Source organism: Pseudanabaena sp. FACHB-2040 (assembly GCF_014696715.1).
GTDB lineage: Bacteria > Cyanobacteriota > Cyanobacteriia > Phormidesmidales > Phormidesmidaceae > JACVSF01.
Genome location: NZ_JACJQO010000010.1, coordinates 290,602 through 299,308, shown reverse-complemented (window position 1 = coordinate 299,308; position 8,707 = coordinate 290,602). Strand labels below are relative to the sequence as shown.

General features: G+C 56.3%; 6 protein-coding genes and 1 pseudogene. 3 read left to right on the top strand and 4 right to left on the bottom strand.

The features are described from left to right. A pseudogene (locus H6G13_RS14035) lies at positions 1-101 on the top strand (IS1 family transposase); the annotation flags it as partial. Positions 102-836: 735 nt separating this feature from the next. After that, on the top strand, positions 837-1,292 hold the full coding sequence (locus tag H6G13_RS14030; protein ID WP_190483832.1) for a nitrate reductase associated protein: 456 nt from the start codon (positions 837-839) through the stop codon (positions 1,290-1,292). Positions 1,293-1,314: 22 nt separating this feature from the next. Here the strand turns inward: H6G13_RS14030 and H6G13_RS14025 are convergent, their stop codons facing one another. After that, the gene (locus tag H6G13_RS14025) at positions 1,315-2,586 is read right to left on the bottom strand and encodes a cyclic nucleotide-binding domain-containing protein (RefSeq protein WP_190483856.1); all 1,272 of its coding nucleotides are present in this window, start codon (positions 2,584-2,586) and stop codon (positions 1,315-1,317) included. A 394-nt stretch (positions 2,587-2,980) separates the two neighbouring features. On the opposite strand from H6G13_RS14025, the gene H6G13_RS14020 reads away from it, so the two are divergent. Then, entirely contained in the window at positions 2,981-3,535 is a 555-nt protein-coding gene (locus tag H6G13_RS14020; protein ID WP_190483831.1) for a hypothetical protein, read from the top strand. Positions 3,536-3,646: 111 nt separating this feature from the next. On the opposite strand, the gene H6G13_RS14015 is transcribed toward H6G13_RS14020, so the two are convergent. The 3 genes from H6G13_RS14015 to mnmA all read right to left on the bottom strand — a co-directional run bounded on the left by H6G13_RS14015 (position 3,647) and on the right by mnmA (position 8,445). Then, entirely contained in the window at positions 3,647-5,908 is a 2,262-nt protein-coding gene (locus H6G13_RS14015; protein WP_190483830.1) for a caspase family protein, read from the bottom strand. 22 nt (positions 5,909-5,930) lie between these two features. Beyond that, positions 5,931-7,106, bottom strand: a complete 1,176-nt coding sequence (sat, locus tag H6G13_RS14010; RefSeq protein WP_190483829.1) for a sulfate adenylyltransferase — start codon at positions 7,104-7,106, stop codon at positions 5,931-5,933. Between the two features lie 217 nt (positions 7,107-7,323). Continuing rightward, complete coding sequence (gene mnmA / locus H6G13_RS14005; RefSeq protein ID WP_190483828.1) at positions 7,324-8,445, bottom strand: tRNA 2-thiouridine(34) synthase MnmA; 1,122 nt, start codon at positions 8,443-8,445, stop codon at positions 7,324-7,326. Between the last annotated feature and the right edge of the window lie 262 nt (positions 8,446-8,707).

Here is an 8,707-nt window from a genome sequence, read left to right as displayed (position 1 = left end):
GCTTAGTTCGTAAGACCTTGTCGTTCTCCAAAAAGTTGAGTAACCACGTTGGTGCAATTTGGTATTTTGTGCATCATTACAATGCCTCTTTGCGTTCTTAACCATTACTATTCCTTACTACCTACCATTGTTGACTGAAGGTAGTGGGGAAGTTGCAATAGCTGATCCGTGGGGGGGATGGACAGAGCAAGTTTCTGGAGCTGATCCCACCGTGCCATTTTTTCGATCTAGCCAAGCTGTGATTCACTTGAGCTTACAGACTCGATGCCATCCTTATTCTCAGGCAGAGAGGGACACGCTCCCGATCCTTAATTCTTACTGGGACCGGGATACTGCCTTGCTTGTGGTGTCAAATTTTGGGTGGATCGGTGGTCGGTACGAGCCTCCTCCACCAGTGACCCAAAGATGGTGGAGGAGGCTCCGAGGGTGGCTTGACCGCAAGGCAACGCGAATGTCGACTCCGCCGCAAATCATATGGGCGCTTCCTTCGGCACGAGAAAAGCTAAGCCAGGGAATGGATTACTCCGCACACGGCTGGGAGATTAACCGTTCGGCACATTGAAGCGATCCGCACACGCACCAAACAAAGCGTTACGCTTGACCGACCCGACATTACAGCAGAATCGTAGGATGGGGCAAAGGGCACAGCCCGTGCCCATCAAAGCAGGTATTTGATTGAGTGATGCCCAGCGGCTATTCCTGCTACCGCTGATTTAGACCGTTAGTTTGCCCCCTTGCTGACGGGGATCTGTGTGCAATCTGCGGTTCAGTGGCGCAATCGCAATTAATCTCCCAGCTTTAAAGTTTAAAATGGTCTGCTGACAAGTGCGATCGCAATGACATCTGATTTTTTTCAATTTGAGGCCGACTTTGTCGAGTCTCTACGCTGCATTCCCATGCAGGTGCGAATGAAGCTTGATACCTGCGGGGTAAAGCTGAAGCTGCCCCACTGGCACCAGTTCACTCAGACAGAACGCCAAGCATTAACACAAAGACCCTGCTCAACCGCTGAAGAGGCTCAAGCCTACCGAGACTACCTGCAAGACTTGGTGACTCGCCATACGGGAGAACCTGCAAAAGAACTGCCCATCGACCCCAGCCCGCCCTGGCTAGCTGAAGACGCCATTCCTGAGCCAGTGCAGGCCAAAGCAGATGAAGTGGGGCATCCTATCTCTCTGGCTGAGTGGGAAAAACTGCTGCCAATTCAACGGTTTGCGCTGCTCAAGCTGAGCCAGTCAGGTCACGAAAACCGCAATTTTTTACCAGCAATGGAAGAATTTAGCTTGCTGTAGAAGATGAGCGCGTTGAACCACCCTACAGCGAGAAGGAAGTGACCCAAAAGCCCACCAAAAAACCAGCAATAGTGGAGAAGGTAATAGAGCCGCCGCCCAGCTCGTAGGCTTCGGGCATCATGGTGCTAGAGAGCATTGCGAGGATAGCACCGCCTGCGGTAGCCTGTGCGATCGCAACCATCCACGGGCTAGTCAGGTTCATAGCCAGGCTACCTGCCATCGCAATCAGACCACTCAACAGCACCGCTCCACTCCACAGAGCCAAAATTTGCCGCGAGGAGTTGCCTGCCTGCTTCATGCCAATGGAGCTAGAGAGCGCTTCAGGAATGTTCGAAATGAACACGGCCATCAGAAATGACACACTGACGTTACCCACCCCAGCATTGAAGCCGATAACCAAAGCTTCGGGAATGTTGTCCATCAGAGTGCCGACCAAGATTGCCAGCGGGGCCGAACTTTTTGCCAGCTGCTGAAAATTCTCCTCAGACAGGGGAATGTCTACTTCGACGCTGTCGAGCACCCGCTGCCGCCACTGATCGTCCGACTCAACACGCTTGGCCGTGCTCTGGGTGGTCTCCCGCAGTCGTCGCGCCAGAATGCGACTGAGCCCGCTGGCTAGCTGGGGAGAGTGGGTCAGCATGGCATCAAAATCGACCTTATCTAGCTCGTAGAGCTCCATCGGCGTGCGGGCCTTTACCGTAGCCGATCGCTCTTCTCCGGTGAGTAGGGCCATCTCGCCAAACATTTCTCCTGGCCCCAGTACCGCCATTTTTTTGAGACCCTTAAAAATTTCGGCCTCGCCATCGACGATTAAAAACAGGGCATCGCCGGGAGCCCCTTCCTGACAGAGAACCGTGCCCTGGTCTACATTGAGCGACTTCAGCAGCGGGATAATAGCCTGCATTTCTGCAGGAGACAGGCTGTGGAGCATTTCGATATGCTCGATTCGATCTAGCACTTCTGAGGCTTCCTCCTGCCGGTGCTGGTAGAGAAAGCGACGAGAGGAAGACGGGTGCCGGATAAAACCGCCCCGCGCATCAATGTAGCCGACGATCACGGTAAACAGCGTACCGCCTAGGGCAAAGCCCACTACCAGCGGCCAAAAGCCATTTTGGCGAAAAACGGGCAGGGTGATGTCAAATGCGATCGCAGACAGCAAAGTACCGCTGCCAAAAGCCATAATAGCTGCGGTAAAAGCCCGCGCAGGCTGCCAACCAATACCCAAAATGGCCCCCACCAACAGGCTGGATGCCGCCAAAAGGCCCTGTATCAGTGCAACAAAGGGAAGACTCATTAATACCTGAAACTCCCAGAGGGCATAGGATTGACCCATCCTCGCCAAAGCGATTGCTTGATTATGGCATTTTCAGACCGTGGGACAAGCAGAGTCAGCAGATTTGTTCTTCTCGCTGAGCTAAATCTTCTGGTTATTGGCTAAAACATCAGCAAATGCTGACCTTAGCTGCGCCCACCCCTGCGGCATTCGTTCCCTTCCAAGAGCAGGTTCATTCGATCTATTTTCTCAACCTCCCCAAGAAGGTGGCAGAGTCCAATAAAGGCCGCGAGTAAACCAAATTTGGCTGTGCCTGATTCTTAAGGTTAGATTTAACCTTAAGCCTGCTGGCAACTCAATCCCTGAACCTTCCGTCTACCCTTCTGCCCAACCCTTCCCAGTCTTATCCCGCTTTATGAAACCGCCAACCCGGAGAAAACGCTCTGCACCTGGCTGGAAACGGCTTATAGACCAGGCCAACGCCACCCCTACACCGTGGCTCTGGCTGACAGCGACCCTACTGCTCTATGGATCTGTAGGTCTAACTCTGGCAGCTTCTCCAGTGCCCTACTGGATTTGGACCGTGGCTCTGGCCGGGATTCTCCTGCAGTCTGTGGCCCTGGTTGGCCCTCAGGCGCTGCAGCGGCTTCGTGGATTACCCAGCAGCCTCATGATTTTGCTGGGTATTGTCGGCGCAGCGGCCTTGACCGTCGCCCTCTCTGCTGCTCTCAACTTTTTCGGCAGTCCAGACCTAGAGGAGACAGAAATCCCTCGGGCCGCTTTGGAAGTGATGCTGCTGAGCCTGACAGCGCTTCTGTTGGCCGGACTATGCGCCGTCGTGACTGCTCGCACTGGCGATCGGCTAGTTGCTCCGTTCAAGCGCACTCAAGCTTGTTTGATCTTGGCGGCGACTGCTGTGTTGGGCTTGGGCCTGGGAGGGGCATTGGGCCTTTTGGCTATCCGGTTTTGAACAGAACCCTAAATTTGTAGTCGTGTGTCTAGTCCTTTTCCGTACGTTGGTGTCGAGCTTGCATTGGCGTAGCCTCTCCTTCGAGATAACCCAACCACCCCCTGAAGACGACTATAGGAGTACTGGATAGCGGAAGCTCAGCGTAGCCCAGGTAGCGGAGTGCAGACTGTACTGGTCAGTAAAGGCCAGGGTAGGATCGTGGGTCACTGCCCCCTCATGTAAATCTGCCAGTAAAGCTCGGGTTAACTTAAGCGGCTGGTTAAGCTTGTGCAGTCTCTGCTGCTGAGCTACCTCACCGTCTTTCTCAGCCAGCAATTCCCAAGTTTTATGGAATGGGGCACGGCTGAACACTAAGAACGTCTCTACCCAGCTAACCGTTGCGGGAACTCCCCAATCTTCGATCTGTCCAGGCAGGGCGCGGGTCTCGCCAGGAGGCAAGAGTGAGCTTTCGGCTAATGCCGTTTGGCGTTCCTCCAGAGGTCGAGAGTCAGGCACATCAGGCATCAGCACCAGAAACTGTCCCCGGCTATCTACGCTGACCAGCGCCATAAACAACGCTTGGTCAGTGAAGTTGCTGATGCGATAGCGCAGACGATCGTCCCGAGCAACTTGCAGGGATGCCTTTTCGGTACCGGTGATCTTGGCCAAGCGGGCCTTAGGCAAAACCGAGGGCGATCGCAACGTTTCCCACTGGGTCAGCAGTCGCTCCTGGGGATAGGTCGATTCTAGCGAGACGCGCACTGCTAGCTGAGAAGAGTAAGGGTTGCTGGTCAGCCGCAGTAGCTTCACGGCCAGCAGAGACTGTAGATGGGGCGTCAGCCGAGTGACTGCCGTCTTGACCGCTTCTCCTCGGGCAATCAAAGTCCCCGGCACCAGCGTGCGATTAGGTGCAAACAGGCCGTAGCTGCGCTCTAGGCCCTGATCAGGGGTTTCCGTCACCACTAGGCCATTGGCTGCATTGGGCAGCGCCGCAGTAAGGGTCGCTGATCCAGGCTTGGGCAAGCGGCCAAACAGACAGTCAGCGGGCTGCTCCCCGGCTGGGGTAAATGAGACAAAGGGAATGCCCGACAGGGCGCTGGTGGCGTCGACCCGCTCAATTCGCTCCAGATTAGGGTCGAGAGCCACAATCAAATCTAGGTGCCGCGGCAGGAGTCGCACCTGCTCGTAAACTGACAGGCCCGACTGAGGCAGCTCTCCCAGCTGGTCGTCGATTTTTGCCGCCGCTGCTAGCCCGGTGCGGCTCTGGACGATAAGCTCGGTGTTGGCCCTTCTCGGTTCTCCAGGAACATCGGAGGCCGCTGCCATCAGTAGCCTAGATCCGGACTGCAGATGCTCCAAGACATCTGCCGATAACCCACCCATCCACAGGCTCACAGTGCCGCTCTCCGCATTGACTCCGGTAATAATGCCGTCAGCACCAGGACGTAGAGGGGGCAGATGGTAGGGGATCAGGTCCGTCTCTGCCCGCCGATTGCCGGTCAACTCTGGCAGCTGATCAGGCCCTGTCCACCGCTGCACCTGCTCCTGCACTCGGTCAAAAACCACGTGCAGCGACGTGGAGGGCAGCGTTTCCCAAAGGGTTTGGGTGAGAGCATAGGTAAAAGCCCCAGCGCTAAAGCCCGACCAGTCTCCCTCCAGCGCCAGCCGATCTGGAGTCGCTGCCCGCAGCAGCAGCCCCGGCCAGTTCCGACCAGACTCGTTGTCAGGCAGGGCCGCCAATCTCTCATCGGCCACAATTCCGGTGGGGATGGTGGGGCGCGATCGTACCCGCAGCGTGCCCCAGCGCACCTGCCCCAAGTCGCGGTAGCCCGCATCGAGCAAAGTCGTGAGATGGTTCGTCTTGAGCGATCGCAACAAAACCCCCAGCTCATCCTGCAGCAGGTCTCGCACCTCGGGGTTTTCCTCGGTGGGCAAAATTCCGTCTACCGGCACCAGGCTGCGCCGCAGGTCAGGCTCGCCCTCAATCTGCACCTGGCTACCGTAGCCGCTGAAGTGGAGCAGCACCAGATCGCCCGATTGCGCCTGCTGGATCAGGTGAGACTCAACAGCCTCTAGCAGCCGCTGCCGAGTAGCCCCCGCATTCGTTAGCGTCAAAATATCTTGAGGCTGAAATCCAAAGCGGTAGATCAGCAGCTCTCGCTGCAGCTCCACATCTGTAATTGCGCCCCGCAGTGCCACCTCCTGCAGGGCCGGATCAACCACCTGGTTAGAGTATTGGTCGATGCCAATTAGGAGAGCCAGCTTGCGGGGGGTGGGCTGGGCTAGGGCCGCCTGATACTGTACGGCCCAACGCGAAACCGTCGCTTCCCCTACTCCCAACGCTGTTAGCGCCAGACTCAGCCGTTGCAGAAACGATCGTCGTCCCAGTCCCACCGGATTGCCACTATCCCTATTGCTAGACTTCCTGGGCTACCCGCATGGCCTTAGCCAGTTCTGCCGCTACCTCGGGCCGGGAAAACTCAGGGGGCGGCAGTTCGCCCCGGCGGAGCATTTCTCGCACCTTGGTACCAGACAGATGGATGCGTTCTTCTGGAGTGCTGGGGCTGGTTTTGGTCGTCGCCATGCCGCTTGTGCGGGTGCAGTAAAAGGCGTGTTCAAACTTCATCGGCGCAATGCCCAGTTCCCCTGGCTCAAATTCATCAAAGATGTATTGAGCGTCATAGGTGCCGTAGTAGTCGCCAACCCCAGCATGGTCGCGGCCCACGATAAAGTGGGTGCATCCATAGTTCTTCCGAATCAGGGCATGGAAGATAGCCTCTCTAGGACCAGCGTAGCGCATTGCCGAAGGATTAATGGCAAGAATTACGCGGTCCTGAGGGAAGTAGTGCTCCATCATGATCTCGTAGCAGCGCATCCGCACGTCTGCCGGGATGTCGTCTTCCTTGGTGGCCCCGACCAGGGGATGCAAAAACAGCCCATCTACTGTTTCCAGGGCACACTTTTGAATGTACTCATGGGCTCGGTGAATGGGGTTACGGGTCTGAAAGCCCACCACCGTTCGCCAGCCCCGCTCTTTGAATAGGGCGCGGGAAGCGGCTGGGTCGATTTGGTAGTTGGGAAACAGAGGATGGGCGTCGCGCTGCAGCAGCCAGACTGGCCCAGCCAGGTTGATCGGTCCCTGAGCATAGACCACTTTGACGCCGGGGTGCTTGTCTTCGTCGGTGCGATAGACGTGGGTAGCTTCTCGAACCTTGTCGTAGGTGTACTTTTGGGTCAGCTCCAGCACACCTACAAAGCGGCCAGAGGCATCGTCTAGGCGCACCAGACTGCCCTCTGCTAGAGGCGCAGCCACCTCTTCTGACACCGACAGGGTAACAGGCACCGACCAGGGCAAGCCGTTGGCCAAGCGCATATCGGTCACAACCGTGTCGTAGTCTGCCTGTTCCATAAAGCCAGTGAGCGGGCTAAAGCCGCCAATGGCAATCATGGCCAGATCCGAAAAAGCCCGTTCATCCAGCGTTACCCGGGGCAGGAAGTCTGCCTTCTCCAGGAAAACTGTGCGCTGCTCTGCCGTCACAATGCGGTTAACTAACGTGCCACCGTGGGGAGCAATCCCATCCTGGATAGCCATCTTCCAAACCTCCCTAACAAAAACAACCTCGTCTCTCTGCTCCGCGTATTGAGCAGACATGGGGGATGCGATCGCAAAAGGCAGTGCCCCTAGCAATCCCTACTAATTCATAAAAATACACAACGGTACCCTTGTCACCCCAAAGCCCCTGCTAATTTTTGAGCAGGCACTTTGGAGAGATATAAAACCGCTGCAGTCGCCCGGCTTTGGCTCAAGCCTAGCGCACGCCGGTTTGCTCGTGAGTGGGAACGCCTTGAGCCGGGGCAGCCCCCACAAAAGGTTCGATCAGGCCGCCGCCCAAAACGATATCCTCGCTATACCAGACCGCTGCCTGGCCAGGGGTGACCCCAAACTGCGGCTCATCAAACAAAATTCGTGCCCGATCGGTGATCCCCGACTCCGCAGGCAGCGGGAACAGAGTCGCGCCCACCGGCTGAGTGCGATAGCGGATCTGCACCGTCACTCGAATAGGCGTTGCAGGCGCTGCGACAGAAACCCAGTTCACCTGGTTGACCGTACACTCAAGCCAGTGAGCCACTTCCCGATCAGCCACAATCACCTGATTGCGGCCCACATCAAAGCCTACGACGTACAAGGGATGGGATGACGCAATGCCCAAGCCCTTACGCTGACCAACGGTGTAATGGTGAATGCCGGTATGCTGACCCAAAACCCGGCCCTGAGTATCAACAATATCGCCGGGTTTAGGAGCCAGATACTTGTCTAGAAAAGACTGCATCGAGCCGTGATGCTCAATCAAACACAGATCCTGGCTGTCGGGCTTGGCTGCCGTGTGTAGGCCCAGTTCAGCCGCCATCCGGCGGGTTTCAGTCTTGGGCTGCTCACCCAGGGGAAACAGCGAACCTGCCAGCAGCTCCTGCGTCAGATCGTATAAAAAGTAGGACTGATCCTTGCTAGGGTCAACGGCGCGGCGCAGCTGGTAGCGGCCTGTTTCAAGGTCTTGAGTAATGCGGGCATAGTGACCTGTGGCAATGCGCTCTGCCCCCAGTTCCTCACGGGCATACTGCAGCATTGGCCCAAACTTCACGGCCCGGTTGCACTGAGAGCAGGGCAGAGGCGTTACCCCCTGCTGGTAACCGCTTACCAAATAGTCAATGATGTAGCGCTGAAAGACCTCTCGGCTATCAACGATGTGGTGCGGAATGCCCAGCTCATCACAGAGCCGCGTGGCATCTACCATGCCGTCAGAACAGCACTGTCCCTTGCCCTTCATCAGCCATAGGGTGAGTCCAATGACGTCGTACCCCTGCTGGTGCAGGACTGCTGCAGCGACGGAGCTATCGACTCCGCCGGAAAGACCGACCACAATTTTTTCCATTCTGCCAAAAAGTATGGAAATTTTCCGAGAAAGTTTCTATCCTAACGTTCGTCCACACTAAATTCACTACAGAATTTGTGTGGGGTTCAGTTCGGAGTCCACCTTGGGATCTAGAGCTTTTCCTAAGACAAACTCCAGCAATGGATTTGGCCAAGGAATAGTCTAGCAGTTTCGCATCAGCTCGTTTTGCCATCGACGAGGCTTCGCTAGATCTGCGGGCAAACGCGCTTTTCTAACACCAACCCCCTCCATTTGTTGGGCA